Origin of the sequence: Methylobacterium ajmalii (genome assembly GCF_016613415.1) — a bacterium.
Taxonomy (GTDB): domain Bacteria; phylum Pseudomonadota; class Alphaproteobacteria; order Rhizobiales; family Beijerinckiaceae; genus Methylobacterium; species Methylobacterium ajmalii.
In genome coordinates this window covers 25,405-39,601 of the sequence record NZ_JACWCT010000122.1, presented here as the reverse complement: position 1 = coordinate 39,601, position 14,197 = coordinate 25,405, and the positions used below count along the sequence as shown (strand labels likewise).

Genomic DNA, 14,197 nt, shown 5'->3' with positions numbered 1-14,197 from the left:
TCGACTTGCATGTGTTAAGCCTGCCGCCAGCGTTCGCTCTGAGCCAGGATCAAACTCTCAAGTTGAAGAGCTGATCATAGCTGATCACAACATAAACGGAGGCTCACGAACGATCGGCGTTTCCGCCAAATCGTGTGAGCACCGAAACGTCAGACCAGCATCATCCTACTCACGACCGGTTCCGAAGGAACCGACCCGCAGGGACGACGCCGTCCACGCTTCTCTTTCTCAGATGAACTTGTCAAAGAGCCGATCCGGTCGAAGCCGGATCTCGACCTTCTCGGAAACGAAAAGCAGCGCCGGGTTGCCCTGGCCCTTGCTCGCTCGTCTCTGGGGAGGTTCGGCGGGGCGGCCAGTTCGTCGGCGCCTCGTCGGTGAGCGGCTGTCTAAGGGTAGCCGGCTCCCCTGTCAACACGGGGCCGACCCGCGCTTCGGAGCCCCTCCCCTCTCGGCTGTCGCTCGACGGTGTTGGGCGTCACCACGTTGCCGGTGCCGTTGTCGCGATTGTCGATGCTGCTGCCGAACGGGTATCCGGCATCCTCGCCGCAGGTCAGGCGCCAGCCGTTGCGCGAGTTCACCACGATCGCGGCCGCCGCGAACCAACCGCCGGTCCGAAACACGTTGTCGGTGATGACGTTGTCGGAAGGCGTCTGGTGGCGCACCGTGCCGCCTTCGCCGCAATTGCGGTAGAGGCGCACGCCGCCTTGCCCGCGCAGGGTGAAGCGGTTGCCGGTGATGCGGTTGCGGGCCGACCCGTCGACGGCGATCGCCTCGCGCGCCGTCTCGGTCTCGATGTCGTTGTCCTCGATGCGGTTCTCGGCGCTCTCGGCGTCGAGGTAGAGGGCCGTCGAGACCGACCGGCCGTCGAGCCTCGAGCCGCGCAGCGTGACGCGGGTGACGCCCGGCCCGAGATAGAGCGGGATCGGTCCCGCGGCCGTGATCGAGGTGCCGGTGATCGTCACGTCCGTCGGGGCGGCGGCCTGCGCCCGCTCGGTGTGCCCGAGGCTGTGGGACGATTCGCGCACGAGCGGCCCCTGCCCGTTCTCGCCCATGCCCCAGATGCGGACATGGCCGAACACCGTGCAGTCGCGGATCCGGATGCCGGAGGGGCGGTCCCACCCCTCGCCCGGACGGGCCGGGGGCTTCGAGCGAATCGCGATCGTGTACGAGCCGAGGTGCGCCGTCTCGTCCGGCCGGCCGAGGCGCGCGCCCGCGCAATCGAGAGTGAGGCCGGAGGCGGCCGAGCCCTCGATGACGATGCGCTTGAGCACCCGGTCACCAGGGAAGAGGCGCAGGCTGCAGGTGAGAAGGAATTCTGCCTCGTCGGCCGTCGGCGGCGACAGGAGGCGGGCCCGTGTAGCAGCGGCACAGGGTGCCGCGGCAGGCTGGATCAGGGCCGGTGGATCAGGCGGGAGCGGCGGCATCGCGTCGGGCGCTCGTGCGAGGAGCCGGTGATCGCCGCAGGGTGGCGGGGCGATGCCGCCCCGCCACTGGAATCAGGGAGGCGACGGCTCACCACCGCCCGCTGGCGGAGGAATGCATGCTGCGCTCGACGGCGGCGAGAGCGCTCGCCTCGGCCTTCGCCTCGGTCGGGTGCGGGCGGTCGGACCGCTCGACCAGCTTGCCGTTGCGGCGGATGGCCCATTGGAATTGGCCGGCCGGCTTGGAGATGGGGGAGATTTCGATGGTGTAGGGAGTGGACGTGTTATCAGTCATGGCACCCATATAGGGGCAGGCGCGGCCCACCGCTACCCGTGCCGGGCACGATGCGGCCATGACGTGGCCTGATGCCTCCGCACCGAACTCCGTGAAAGACATCGCCGCCAGGCGAACGGCAGCGCATCCGGCCGTCGCCGTGGCGGGGCTCGTGGCCGCTGCCTCATCGGATTCCAGGAGCTTGGCTGTCCGGAATCCGGGGCGATCGCCTACGGCTCGTCCTGCGCCGTCGAAGTCGTCGAGACGAGTGCCGGTCGGGATGTGACGGCGTCGCGGCCAAATCCGTACGAGCGACATCGCGCCCCCGAGCAGGATCGGGGCGCGGAGATGCGCGGCGCAGGCGCAGGACAGGCGATCGGCGACGTTAGCGCCGGATGACCGCGGCCCCTGCCACAGGCGTCGCCCTCCACGGCCGGCCTTGACGGTTGCACACGCAACTGAATAGCCTGGACTCAAGCATGACGAGCACGGCCGCCGCGGCGGGGCTCGGCCGGCGGCGCCCGACGCGAAGGCTCCCGGCCGTGTCCTCCCGCGCCGGACCGCGCGGGGAGGACGACCAGAGATGAGCAAGGGTTTCGCCAGCCAGGCCGACCTCGTCGAGAAGCGGGAGACCTTCTCGGAGCTGGCCCCGGGCGTCTACGCCCTCACCGCCGAGGGCGACCCCAATTCGGGCGTGGTCGTCGGCGACGATTCGGTGCTGGTGATCGATGCCCGCGCCACGCCCCGCATGGCCGGGGACCTGGTGGCGAAGGTCCGCGAGGTCACCGACAAGCCGATCCGCCACATCCTGCTGACCCATTATCACGCCGTGCGGGTGCTCGGCGTCGCCGGCTACCCCGACCGGGTCAACGTCATCGCCAGCGACGCCGCCCGGGCGATGATCGTCGAGCGCGGGCGGCAGGACATGGAGTCGGAGATCCAGCGCTTCCCGCGGCTGTTCCGGGGGCGCGAGGAGATTCCGGGCCTGACCTGGCCGACCGTGACCTTCCGGAGCGAGATGACCCTGTGGCTCGGCGCGCGCGAGGTGCGGATCATCCATGCCGGGCGCGGCCACACCGCCGGCGACACCATCGCGTGGCTGCCGAAGGAGGAGGTGCTGTTCTCCGGCGACCTCGTCGAGTCCGGCGCCACCCCGTATTGCGGGGACGCCCATTTCCAGGACTGGCCCGCCACCCTCGACCGGCTGGAGGCGCTCGACCCCAAGGCGGTGGTGCCCGGCCGCGGCGAGGCGCTGACGACGCCCGAGCAGATCCGCGAGGGAATCGAGGGCACCCGCGCCTTCCTGCGCGACCTGTTCGGCATCGCCAGGGACGGCGTCGCCGCCGGGCACGACCTCAAGACGGTCTATGCCCGGGCGATGACCGAGATGCGGCCGCGCTACGGCCACTGGGTCATCTTCGAGCATTGCATGCCGTTCTGCGTCAGCCGCGCCTACGACGAGGCGCAGGGCCTCGACACGCCGCGGATCTGGACCGCCGAGCGCGACATCGAGATGTGGCGGGCCCTCGAGGGCTGACCCGCGACGACCGGGGACGCCGCCCCGACCCGGCCGGGCGCGCCCTTCCCACCAGGAAACGCCGACAGGGACGATGCCGATGACGCCCCCTCCCCGCCCCGTGCCTCCCGGTGCGGCCGGCCGCCGGCCGGTCGTGGTGATCGGCGCCGGCCCGGTCGGCCTCACCTGCGCCATCGACCTCGCGAGCCGGGGCATCCCGGTGACGGTACTCGACGAGGACGACACGGTCGCGACCGGCAGCCGGGCGATCTGCTGGGCCAAGCGCACCCTCGAGATCTGGGACCGGCTCGGAATCGGCCAGCGGATGGTCGACAAGGGCGTGACCTGGAGCGCAGGCCGCGTCTTCCGGGGCGACCGCGAGCTCTACCGCTTCGACCTGCTGCCCGAGAGCGGCCACCGCCGCCCGGCCTTCGTCAACCTGCAGCAATACTATGTCGAGGAGTACCTGATCGACCGCGCCCGGGACTTCCCGGAGCTGATCGACCTGCGCTGGAACCACGCGGTGACCGGCCTCGATCAGGACGGGCAGGGCGTGAGCCTGACCGTGGCGACGCCGGAGGGCGAGCGGGTCGTCGAGGCCGAGTGGGTGCTGGCCGCCGACGGCGCGCGCTCCCCGACCCGGACCCGGATGGGCCTGCCGTTTCCCGGCCAGCGCTTCGAGGAGCGCTTCCTCATCGCCGACGTGCGGATGAGCGCGGATTTTCCGGCCGAGCGCCTGTTCTGGTTCGCGCCGACCTTCCATGCCGGACAGAGCGCCCTCCTGCACCGCCAGCCCGACGACGTCTTCCGGATCGACTTCCAGCTCGGCCCCGACGCCGACCCGGAGCTGGAGCGGACCCCCGAGCGGGTGATGCCGCGCATCCGCGCGATCGTCGGCGAGGAGACGCCCGTCAGCCTCGAATGGTGCTCGGTCTACGCCTTCCGCTGCGCCCGGCTCGCACGCTTCGTGCACGGGCGCGTGGTGTTCGTCGGCGACAGCGCCCACGTGGTCAGCCCGTTCGGGGCGCGGGGCGGCAACGGCGGCATCCAGGACGCCGACAACCTGTGCTGGAAGCTGGCCCTGGTCCTGCAGGGCGCCGCGCCCGAGAGCCTGATCGCGACCTACGACGAGGAGCGCGGGCGCGCCGCCGACGAGAACATCCTGAACTCGAGCCGCACCACCACCTTCATGACGCCGAAGACGAGGGCCGAGCGGCATTTTCGCGATGGGGTGCTGGACCTCGCCGCCGAGGCGCCCTTCGCGCGCCTGCTGCTCAATGCCGGGCGCCTGTCGCGGCCCTGCAGCCTCGCCGGCCTGTCGCTGCAGACGCCGGACCCCTCCCCGCCCCCGGACGGGCTGCGGCCCGGCGACCCTTGCGCCGACGCTCCCGTCGTCGACGCGGCCGGCCGGGCGGGCTGGCTGCTCGACCGGCTCGGGGGGCCGTTCACCCTGCTGGTCTTCGCCGACGGGGTGCCCGATCCCGGCCGGCTGGCCGGGCTCGCGCCGGGGCTCGCAGTCGTCGTCGTCACCGCGGGCGCCGGGGCGCACGGTCCGCCGGGGGTCGCGGTACTGCACGACGCCGAAGGGCTGGCGGCGCGCCGCTACGGGGCTGCGCCCGGCACCGCCTTCCTGATCCGCCCCGATGCCCACGTGGCGGCCCGCTTCGCGGGCCTCGAGCCCGCGCGCATCGCCGACGCGCTGGCCCGCGCCGGCGGCCGGCCGGACGCGTCCGTGGGGAGGGCCGCATGACGGGGGAGACGATGACACGGGAGCCCGGGGCGACGGCGAGGCTGAGGCGGGACAACGGCTTCTCCGGCGGCGCGGACGGCGTCTACGAGAGCCTGATCCGCGCCCATCGGGGCCTCGGCGACGACGACAGCGCGGCGCTCAACGCCCGCCTGGTGCTGATCCTCGCCCACGAGGTCGGCGACCCGGAGGTGGTGGCCGCGGCGATCACCCTGGCGCGGGGCTCGCTGCACCGGGCCGGTTCCGCCCCCGACGAGGTCTGACGCTGCGTCCGAATGCGCACCCCACCGGCCACGAAACCGGTGGGTTTATGCGCAATCATTTCAACTGTCCCAATTGACCTTGCAACGACTGATGTCCATCACGGGGGAGGCTCGTAAAACGGAATAAAATCATGGACAACGCGACCCCCGCCTCCTCGCCGTTCGTGGCGCTGACGAGCGACATCGTCGGCGCCTACGTGTCGAACAACAACGTGCGGGCGGCCGACCTGCCCGACCTGATCGCCGCCGTGCACGCGTCGCTGACCGGACTCGGCCAAGCCGCCGCCGTCCCGGAGGAGGACCACAAGGTGACCGCGGCGCAGGTCCGTAAGTCCGTGACGCCGGACCACATCACGAGCTTCCTCGACGGCAAGCCGTACAAGAGCCTGAAGCGGCACCTCACCACTCGCGGCTACACGCCGGACGAGTACCGCCAGAAGTTCGGCCTGCCCTTCGACTACCCGATGGTGGCGGCGAACTACGCCGCCCAGCGCTCCGAGCTGGCAAAGAGCCTCGGCCTGGGCCAGATCCGGCGCGAGCGCGCGGCGGCGCAGCGGGCGGAAGCCGAGGCGGCGCCCGAGCCGGCCCCGGCCCCCGCGCGCCGCGGCCGGCCGAGGAAGACCGAAGCCTGAGGCTCCGCGCCGCGGCCGCCCCCCCGCTCTCAGGGGGGGCAGCCGTGCAAAAGTCCGGGCGGCCGATCCGGCCGCCCTTGCGGGCGAGACCGCCTCGTCGAGGGGCGTGTCGGCACCTGAGGCTCTGGGGAGCCCGGTTCGAGGCCGTCCGCAACGCCTCGCGGTGGGCGGCGACCGCCGGGTCGTCGGGACCGGCGGCGCTCGACATCTGCGGATCACGACCGATCTCCCGCCGCCAGGCATCCTCGTCGACGATCCGCGCGGCATCGCGCAGGATGCCGGAAAAGCCTTGGTCGAGTGCGGATATGCCGGCCGAGCGGAGGGGGGACGCTGACGCCACCGGCCGTGACGACGGCGCCTGCGGGCCGGCGATGACCGCGACGAGCCACGGTTGGCAGAACGGGCGGACAGGACGGGCGGTGGCCTCACGCCCCCTCGGGCTCACCCTCCGGTGACGCCTCGCCCAGTCGCGCCGTCGGGTCGGCCCCCCGGTCACCCGTCGGGACGACGGACGGGCCCGGCCGCGTTGCGCTCTCGACGATCGCCTCCCAGGTCCGGCCCTGCTCCCGCAGGAACGCGATCGTCGGCCCCTCCGGGTTGCCGTAGACCCGGATCGTCCGCTCGGCGATGACGGTCCGGTGCGGCTCCGGGGTCAGCGCCTTGTAATGGACGGCTAGGCGCCGGCGCTCGGCATGCATCGCGCGCGCGATCGTCTCGGCCGAAAGGCCGTCGCGCCGCATCGCGGCCGCGCGCTCGGCCAGGTCGCGCACGGCTGTCTCGTACTGGTCGCGCAGCGTCATCGACGGTGGAGCCTCGGGATCCTGCGCCGGGCTCGACGCTCCCGGCGACGCCTTGACGGTTCGTTCACCACCGGCCGGCAAAGTGTCCGGGAGCCGCGTTGCGTATCGGCTCCCCTCCCCGCCCGTCAGGACGGGTCGTTCTCCTTCGGGTCGAAGGGTTTCGAGTCCTCGTCGGCGGGCGATTGCGCGTCGGGATCGAGGCGGCCGTCGACCAGGCTGTCGCCTTCGGTGGCGTCCAGGTCGCGGTTCTGTCGGTCGATCGGACCGCCCGCGGGCATGGGCTTCGGGTCGGGCATCGTCACCTCCATCGTCGGGGAAGGGCAGATAGGGCCCGGGCGGCGCCTCTGCCGGGGGGCAGATCGCCGCGCGCTCATCCGGGATCGTGGCCCGCGGGCGTCGGTCCCTCGCAGGCGCGCGCGCCCCTCCAGGCGACGGCGAAGCCGGGATCGACCACGTAGCCGGTGCCCGCCTCGTCGCGCCGGTACCAGGCGTTCGCCGCCGGCAGGTGCGCCCTGCCGTGGATGGCGGTCGTGACGTGGCCGAGGATGGCGGCGGCGTCCGGCGGGCCGTGCTCCCGCAGCTCGGCCGCCGTGACGGTGCCGCGCTCGGCCAGGAAGTCGATCAGCGCCAGGGAATGCGGCTCCGGGACGATGCGCTTGCGCGCCGCGATGAGACGGCGCGCCCGGTAGGCCGCGGCTCCCCAATCCATGATTCCCCCGCTCCTCCTTCGGCCGACCACGCCTTCGCGGATCGACCCTTGTCCGACCAGGATGGCCCGATCAGGCCTTGGCCGGTCCGGCCTCGGCGAGATAGGCCCAGGCCGCGGCCTCGTCGGCGAGGTCGAAGGTCTTGGTCTCGACCGGCAGCACGGCGCCCGACAGGCTGATCATCGCCCGGGCGAAGGCCGGCGCGCCGACCACCACGTAGTGGCGGATATGGGCGACCGAGCGGGCCATCACCCCGGTGGCGTAGCCGTCGAACCGCGCCCCGAGATCCGAGCCCTCGTAGTGCGACATGACGAGCAGCATGTCGATCGTGCCGTGCGCCGTCATCGCCGCGTCCACGATGCCCGACATCCACTCGATGTCGGGCCTGGTGATCCGGTCCCTGATCTCGAAGGCGACGAGGTCCCGGCGCGGGGCCTCGCGCTGGATGATCGAGCCGTTCGGTGCCGTGGTCATGCCTGCCTCCCCCGCCGTCTCCCGGCGGGTCGTCCCTGCCGGTCGTCCCGGTCAAACGGCGAATCGGCGGTTTGGATCCGCGGGGCGGCAGGCCCCAGTGTTGTAACAGTGTAACATTCCGGGGATTCGATGGATCGCGGACGGCGAACGGCTTGCCAGCGCTCCGCCCTCACGGGCAGATGAAACGATATAACATCTACCTGGAACCACGATGTCGTATCGCCGCCGCCCGGACCTGCTGGCGCTGAGCACCGCGCTCCCCCTCGTTCTCGCCGCCGGAACCGCGGCGCGGGCCGAGGACATCAAGCTCGACGAGATCACCGTCTCGTCGCCGAGCCCGATCGTCTCGCGGCCGGCCGCGGCGCCGGCCTCCGGCACGGGCTTTCCCATCGGCGTGCTGCCGGTCGTCACCAATACCTTCTCGCCGGTCACGGTGGTGACCCAGGAGCAGATCGCCCGGGACCAGCCGCGCACGCTGGGCGACGCGCTGTTCGACCGGCCGGGCATCTCCTCGACCACCTACGCCCCGGGCGCGGCCTCCCGGCCGATCATCCGCGGCCTCGACAACGCCCGGGTGCGCATCCAGGAGAACGGCATCGTCAACGGCGGCGTGTCGGATCTCGGCGAGGACCACACCGTCCCGGTCAACCCGCTGGTGGCCGACCGGCTCGAGGTGATCCGCGGCCCCGCCACCCTGCGCTACGGCTCGGGCGCCATCGGCGGCGTGATCTCGGCCGAGAACAACAGGGTGCCGACCTACATCCCGGCGAACGGCTATGCCGGGCAGGTCACCACCGGATACTCGACCGTCGACAACGGCCGGCTGGGCGCCGCGACTGTGGATGCGGGCAAGGATGGCTTCGCCGTCCACGCCGACGGCTTCAAGACGGCATCCGACAGCTACGCGATCCCCGGCGGGATACAGCGCAACTCCTACAACGAGTCGCAAGGGGGCTCGGTCGGCGTCTCGGCGATCGGCGACCGCGGCTTCGTCGGTGTCGCCTTCAGCCACTACGACGCGATCTACGCGATTCCCGGCGGCGAGGCCGAGCAGGCCCGCACCCGCCTGACCCCGAACCAGGACCGGGTGATCTCGCGCGGCGAGATCCGGCCGCTCGGCGGGCCGTTCGAGGCGATCCGCTACTGGGCCGGCTACTCGGTCTACCGCCACGACGAGATCGGCATCGGCGGCGACGGGATCGAGGGCCAGCAGGCGATCTTCAAGAATCGCGAGGGCGAGATCCGGATCGAGGCGCAGCACGTCCCGGTCTTCACCGCGCTCGGCACGCTCACCGGCGCCATCGGCGTCCAGGCCGACCGGCGCGCGATCAACACCCAGCTCGAAGCCTTCCTGCCGAGGACCGATTCGCGCTCCGGCGCCGTCTACGTGTTCGAGCAGCTCGAGGTCCTGCCCGGCACCCGGCTCCAGGCCGCCGGCCGGATCGAGGGCGACCGGGTGCGCAGCACCGCCTCCCTGTTTCCCGGCGACTACCTGCCGGTCGAGGGCGAGGACCCGTTCACCTATCGCCTGACCCGCCGCTTCGCGCCGAAGAGCGCCAGCGCCGGGGTGCTGCAGGACCTGCCCTACGGCTTCGTGGCGAGCCTCACCGGCTCCTACGTCGAGCGGGCGCCGACCGGCTACGAGCTGTTTTCGCAAGGCCCCCACGACGCCACCGCGACCTTCGAGATCGGCGATCCGCGGCTGCGGCTGGAGCGGGCCCGCACGGTCGAGGCCAGCATCCGCCACGGCGACGGGCCGCTGCGCTTCGAGGCCACCGGCTACTACACCCGCTACACCGGCTTCATCTACAAGCGCCTGACCGGCAATCTGTGCGACGACGACTTCGCCAGCTGCGGCACCGGCGACGAGCTGCGCCAGATCGTCTACTCGCAGCAGAACGCCACCTTCTACGGCGCCGAGCTGATCGGCCAGTACGACGCCCTGCCGGTCGGCAACGGCTTCATCGGCGTCGAGGGACAGTTCGACTTCGTGCGCGCGAAGTTCGACGACGGCACCAACGTGCCGCGCATCCCGCCCTACCGGCTCGGCGGCGGCGTCTACCTGCGGGCGGACGGCTGGTTCGCCCGAGTGAACCTGCTGCACGCCTTCGCACAGACGAAGACCGCCCCGTTCGAGACCGACACCGCCGGCTACGACGACCTGCGCGCCGAGCTGAGCTACACCAAGGCGGTCGACCCGGCGGTCTACGGCGCCAGCGAGGTGACCCTCGGCCTACAGGGCCGCAACCTGCTCGACGCCGACATCCGCAACGCCGCCTCGTTCAAGAAGGACGAGGTGCTGCTGCCGGGCCGCAACGTGCGGCTTTTCCTGACCGCGAAGTTCTGAACGCCAAGTTCTGGGCGGCACGGTCTGGGCGGCGAGATCCGGTCGCGAGACGCCCGCCGCGTTCCGGCGACGGGCAGTCGAGGCTTCAGGCCCGCGGGTCGATGATCGCGATGCCGTCGGGCGCCGCACGGTCCATCGCCATCAGGGCCGGAATCGCCTCGGCGAGCGACAGGGTCTCGCCGAGGAGCCGCTCCGGCTGCAGCCGGCCGGCCCGGATCATCTCCAGCATCGCGTCGTAGCGCCAGGCCTGCATGCCGTGGCTGCCGTAGATCTCGAGCTCGTGGGCGATGACCCGGGCCATCGGCACCTCCGCCCGGGCGTGGTCGGCGAGCATCAGGCCGACCTGGACGTGGCGCCCGCGCCGGCGCAGGTTGGCGATCGAGTTGAAGCAGGTCTCGGGGTGGCCGAGCGCGTCGATCGACACGTGGGCGCCGCCCCGCGTCACCTCCCGCACCGCCTCGACCACGTCGTGGACCTCGCGGCTGTTGATCGTCGCGCAGGCGCCCATGGCGCGGGCGAGCGCGAGCTTGCCCTCGGCGATGTCCACCGCCACGACGTTGGCGCCGAGCGCCGCCGCGATCATGATCGCCGAGAGGCCGACGCCGCCGGCCCCGTGGACCGCGACCCACTCGCCGCCGCGCACCCGCCCCTGGTCGACCACCGCCCGGAACGAGGTCGCGAAGCGGCAGCCGAGGCTCGCCGCCGTGGCGAAGGTCATGTCGTCGGGCAGCCGCACCAGGTTGTGGTCGGCCCGGTCGATCGCGACGTATTCGGCGAACGAGCCCCAATGGGTGAAGCCGGGCTGGAACTGCGCCTCGCAGACCTGCTGGTGGCCGGCATGGCATTCGCCGCACTGGCCGCAAGCCGCGATGAACGGCACCGTGACCCGGTCGCCGACCCGGAAGCGCCCGACCCGCGCGCCGACGGCCGCGACCACGCCGGCGAATTCGTGCCCCGGGACGTGGGGCAGGCGGATGTCGGTGTCGTGGCCCTTCCAGCCGTGCCAGTCGCTGCGGCACAGCCCGGTCGCCTTGACGTCGATCACGACGCCGTCGGCCGCCGGCGAGGGGTCCGGCACGTCGCGGATCTCCGGCGCCTGGTCGAAGAGCTCGAAGAGCATCGCCTTCATGTCGAATCGTTCTCCTGCCGTCGCGGGAGCGTTTGACCTAAAGTTCCCCGCCTGACCAGACCGCCGGCCGCCCCGCTCAGCCCTCGCGGCGCATGAAGTCGAAGTCGCAGCCCTCGTCGGCCTGGGTGACGGTGTCGTGGAACAGGCGGGCATAGCCCCGCGCCGCCCAGTCCGGCCGCGCCGGGGGCGGCAGGGCCTCCGCCCGCGCGGCAAGCTCGGCCTCCTCCACCAGGAGGTCGATGCGCCGGCCCGCCACGTCGAGCCGGATCCGGTCGCCGGTGCGCACCAGGGCGAGCGGTCCGCCCACCGCCGATTCCGGCGTGACGTGCAGCACGATGGTGCCGAAGGCCGTGCCACTCATCCGCGCGTCCGAGATCCGCACCATGTCCTTCACGCCCTGGCGGGCGAGCTTCTTCGGGATCGGCAGGTAGCCGGCCTCCGGCATGCCCGGCGCGCCCTTCGGGCCCGCGTTGCGCAGGACCAGCACGTCGTCGGCCGAGACGTCGAGGTCTGGGTCGTCGATCCGCGCCGCCATGTCGGGAATCGAGTCGAACACCAGGGCCCGGCCCTCGTGCTGGAGGAGTTTCGGCGTCGCCGCCGAGTGCTTGATCAGCGCGCCGCGGGGCGCGAGGTTGCCGGTGAGCACCGCCATGGCGCCGATCGGCTTGATCGGCGCATCCGGCGAGCGAATCACGGTCTGGCCCGGCACCTCCTCGGCCGCGGCCGCGACCTCGCGCAGGCTCGCCCCGGTAATGGTCGGCGCATCGAGGTCGATCCGGTCGCCGAGCGCCCGCAGCAGGGCCGGCACGCCGCCGGCATGGTGGAAATGCTCCATGTAGTGGTCGCCGGACGGCTTGAGGTCGACGAGCACCGGCACCTCGCGGCCGATCCGATCGAGGCTCGCGAGGTCGAGGTCGATCCCGGCGCGGTTCGCCATGGCGGTGAGGTGGATCACCCCGTTGGTCGAGCCGCCGATCGCCTGCATCACCACCTGGGCGTTGCGGATCGAGGCCTCCGTCATGATCTCGCTCGGGCGCGGGCCGCCGGTCTTCGCCATCGCGGCGGCGACGGCGCCGCTCGCCTCGGCGAGGCGGATGCGCTCGGCGTGGGGGGCGGGAATCGTGGCCGACATCGGCAGGGCGAGGCCCATCGCCTCGATCATGCAGGCCATGGTGGAGGCGGTGCCCATCACCATGCAGGTGCCGACGGACGGCGCGAGGCGCCCGTTGACGGTCTCGATCTCCCGCTCGTCGATCTCGCCGGCCCGGTGCGCCCCCCAGAGCCGCCGGCAATCGGTGCAGGCGCCCAGGACCTCGCCGCGGTGGTGGCCGACCACCATCGGGCCGACCGGGATCACCACGGTCGGCAGGTCGACGGAGGCCGCCGCCATCACCTGCGCCGGCAGGGTCTTGTCGCAGCCGCCGATGACGATCACCGCGTCCATCGGCTGGGCCCGGATCATCTCCTCGGTGTCCATCGCCATCAGGTTGCGCAGGTACATCGAGGTCGGATGGGCGAAGCTCTCGTGGATCGAGATCGTCGGAAACACCATCGGCATCGCGCCGGCCAGCATCACCCCGCGCTTGGCCGCCTCGATCAGCTGCGCGGCGTTGCCGTGGCAGGGATTGTAGTCGGAGGCCGTGTTGGTGATGCCGACGATCGGCCGGTCGAGGGCGTCGTCGGAATAGCCGGCCGCCTTGATGAAGGCCTTGCGCAGGAAGAGCGAGAAGCCCGCATCCCCGTAGCTCGTCAGGCCCTTGCGCAGGCCCTTGTCGCGCGGCTCCTTGGCCATGGGTCGTCCTCCCGTCGGTTCGTTGCGACCGGTTCTCAAGGGCGCGAGGAGGCCTGTCAACGAAGCCTCCGCCGACCGGCCCCGGACGGTCCCGCCTGGACCTTCGGCGAGTGGTTCCCGGACCGCGCCCGGCCTAACCTGCCGGCGAGCCTCGACGGGAGGGCGGCCCCGGTGCACGATCACGAGATGCAGTCCCGACCGGGCGCGCGGTGTCGGCGCGCCAGCGCCTGCCTGGCATTTCTGGCGCTCGTGCTGATGCGGCCCGCCTGGGCCCAGACGGTCGAGGACGGATCGGATGGGACGATCGGTCCCGCCGACACGGCGCGCGTCCTCGCACTGATCCGGCAGGATCTGAACAGCCCGGACGCCAAGGTGACGCAATTGCGGCGGAGTGGCGCCTCGCATGTCTGCGGGTCGGTGAACGTCAAGAATCGCGACGGCCTGTACACCGGCGAGCGCGGCTTCGTCGTCGATCTTCCCTCCGGCACGTTCGGCCGCGTCCCGGACGGTCCAGAGCTCCTCAGCCCGCGCGCTGCGGGCTTCGCCGGGAAGGAGGCGATTCGCCAGAGCTACTTCCGGCTCTGCCTCGACGACTGAGCGCCCGCCCCGGCCCGGGCATCGGAGCGATGGCCCCGGATGCTGACGCACCAGCGCCGACATCCGCTCGGTCTCGGCCTGGCCCCTCCGAACGGATCCGTTCGAAGGCGTCGCGCTCTCACTCGGCGCAGTTCTGCGCGAAGAGCCGCTTCGTCCGCTCCATCGCGGCGAAATCAGCGGCACTCGCCGGGTTGCGCAGTTCCGGGCCTTCGGGGAGGCGCCCGAAGACGCGCGATGCGGGATCGGACACGAACGGACGCGGGCCCGTGTAGCTGCCCATGCGGTTTCGCATCTCGATCATCCCGCACACCGCACCGGCGCGCCCCTCGCGCAAGTCCGTCACCTTGGCGTCGGGGCCGGGCAGGGTCTGGCGCACGAGCGCCAGAAGACGCTCCGTCCGCTCGATCCCGATCCCGGCATCCGATCCGTCGACCACGCTCTGGGCCGCAGCCGGTCCGGCGAGCATCGCGCCCAGGAGGGAGCCGGCGAGTGCGCGCC

The 14,197-nt window shown here is 72.0% G+C and carries 15 protein-coding genes and 1 rRNA gene; 6 read left to right on the top strand and 10 right to left on the bottom strand.

Annotation, left to right across the window (positions count from 1 at the left end; translation table 11 throughout):
• The 3 genes from HPY23_RS22860 to HPY23_RS22850 form a co-directional block, all read right to left on the bottom strand.
• A 16S ribosomal RNA gene (locus HPY23_RS22860) occupies positions 1-65 on the bottom strand; the annotation flags it as partial.
• Between the two features lie 321 nt (positions 66-386).
• The gene (locus HPY23_RS33645; protein WP_175540034.1) at positions 387-1,271 is read right to left on the bottom strand and encodes a right-handed parallel beta-helix repeat-containing protein; all 885 of its coding nucleotides are present in this window, start codon (positions 1,269-1,271) and stop codon (positions 387-389) included.
• 241 nt (positions 1,272-1,512) lie between these two features.
• The gene (locus HPY23_RS22850) at positions 1,513-1,776 is read right to left on the bottom strand and encodes a hypothetical protein (protein ID WP_413231071.1); all 264 of its coding nucleotides are present in this window, start codon (positions 1,774-1,776) and stop codon (positions 1,513-1,515) included.
• 502 nt (positions 1,777-2,278) lie between these two features.
• On the opposite strand from HPY23_RS22850, the gene HPY23_RS22845 reads away from it, so the two are divergent.
• The 4 genes from HPY23_RS22845 (at position 2,279) to HPY23_RS22830 (ending at position 5,853) form a co-directional block, all read left to right on the top strand.
• Entirely contained in the window at positions 2,279-3,232 is a 954-nt protein-coding gene (locus HPY23_RS22845; RefSeq protein WP_091889198.1) for an MBL fold metallo-hydrolase, read from the top strand.
• 79 nt (positions 3,233-3,311) lie between these two features.
• On the top strand, positions 3,312-4,961 hold the full coding sequence (locus HPY23_RS22840) for an FAD-dependent oxidoreductase (protein WP_236013001.1): 1,650 nt from the start codon (positions 3,312-3,314) through the stop codon (positions 4,959-4,961).
• Positions 4,958-5,221, top strand: a complete 264-nt coding sequence (locus tag HPY23_RS22835; protein ID WP_091889194.1) for a DUF2783 domain-containing protein — start codon at positions 4,958-4,960, stop codon at positions 5,219-5,221. Before HPY23_RS22840 ends, HPY23_RS22835 begins: the two co-directional genes overlap by 4 nt.
• Before the next feature lie 131 nt (positions 5,222-5,352).
• Complete coding sequence (locus HPY23_RS22830) at positions 5,353-5,853, top strand: Ros/MucR family transcriptional regulator (protein WP_060848350.1); 501 nt, start codon at positions 5,353-5,355, stop codon at positions 5,851-5,853.
• A gap of 425 nt (positions 5,854-6,278) precedes the next feature.
• Here the strand turns inward: HPY23_RS22830 and HPY23_RS22825 are convergent, their stop codons facing one another.
• From HPY23_RS22825 to HPY23_RS22810, 4 genes are all read right to left on the bottom strand, one after another.
• A complete protein-coding gene (locus tag HPY23_RS22825) occupies positions 6,279-6,653 on the bottom strand; it encodes a cell wall-binding protein (protein WP_236013002.1) in 375 nt (124 codons plus the stop codon).
• A gap of 125 nt (positions 6,654-6,778) precedes the next feature.
• The gene (locus HPY23_RS22820) at positions 6,779-6,949 is read right to left on the bottom strand and encodes a hypothetical protein (protein WP_167543936.1); all 171 of its coding nucleotides are present in this window, start codon (positions 6,947-6,949) and stop codon (positions 6,779-6,781) included.
• A 74-nt stretch (positions 6,950-7,023) separates the two neighbouring features.
• Complete coding sequence (locus HPY23_RS22815) at positions 7,024-7,362, bottom strand: hypothetical protein (protein WP_091889192.1); 339 nt, start codon at positions 7,360-7,362, stop codon at positions 7,024-7,026.
• 70 nt (positions 7,363-7,432) lie between these two features.
• A complete protein-coding gene (locus HPY23_RS22810) occupies positions 7,433-7,834 on the bottom strand; it encodes a SpoIIAA family protein (protein WP_091889191.1) in 402 nt (133 codons plus the stop codon).
• A 211-nt stretch (positions 7,835-8,045) separates the two neighbouring features.
• On the opposite strand from HPY23_RS22810, the gene HPY23_RS22805 reads away from it, so the two are divergent.
• Positions 8,046-10,181: a TonB-dependent receptor gene (locus tag HPY23_RS22805; protein ID WP_091889188.1), complete on the top strand. Its 2,136-nt coding sequence runs from the start codon at positions 8,046-8,048 to the stop codon at positions 10,179-10,181.
• Between the two features lie 85 nt (positions 10,182-10,266).
• Here the strand turns inward: HPY23_RS22805 and HPY23_RS22800 are convergent, their stop codons facing one another.
• Together HPY23_RS22800 and HPY23_RS22795 are read right to left on the bottom strand one after the other, a co-directional pair.
• The gene (locus HPY23_RS22800; RefSeq protein ID WP_091889186.1) at positions 10,267-11,310 is read right to left on the bottom strand and encodes a zinc-dependent alcohol dehydrogenase family protein; all 1,044 of its coding nucleotides are present in this window, start codon (positions 11,308-11,310) and stop codon (positions 10,267-10,269) included.
• A gap of 76 nt (positions 11,311-11,386) precedes the next feature.
• Positions 11,387-13,102, bottom strand: coding sequence for an IlvD/Edd family dehydratase (locus tag HPY23_RS22795; RefSeq protein ID WP_091889184.1), 1,716 nt, complete (start codon positions 13,100-13,102; stop codon positions 11,387-11,389).
• Between the two features lie 171 nt (positions 13,103-13,273).
• Between HPY23_RS22795 and HPY23_RS22790 the strand changes: the two genes are divergently transcribed.
• Positions 13,274-13,699: a hypothetical protein gene (locus HPY23_RS22790; protein ID WP_244537651.1), complete on the top strand. Its 426-nt coding sequence runs from the start codon at positions 13,274-13,276 to the stop codon at positions 13,697-13,699.
• Between the two features lie 118 nt (positions 13,700-13,817).
• Here HPY23_RS22790 and HPY23_RS22785 read toward each other — a convergent pair whose 3' ends face one another.
• Positions 13,818-14,165 (bottom strand): hypothetical protein, encoded by a 348-nt coding sequence (locus HPY23_RS22785; RefSeq protein ID WP_091889216.1) that lies wholly within the window; start codon positions 14,163-14,165, stop codon positions 13,818-13,820.
• Between the last annotated feature and the right edge of the window lie 32 nt (positions 14,166-14,197).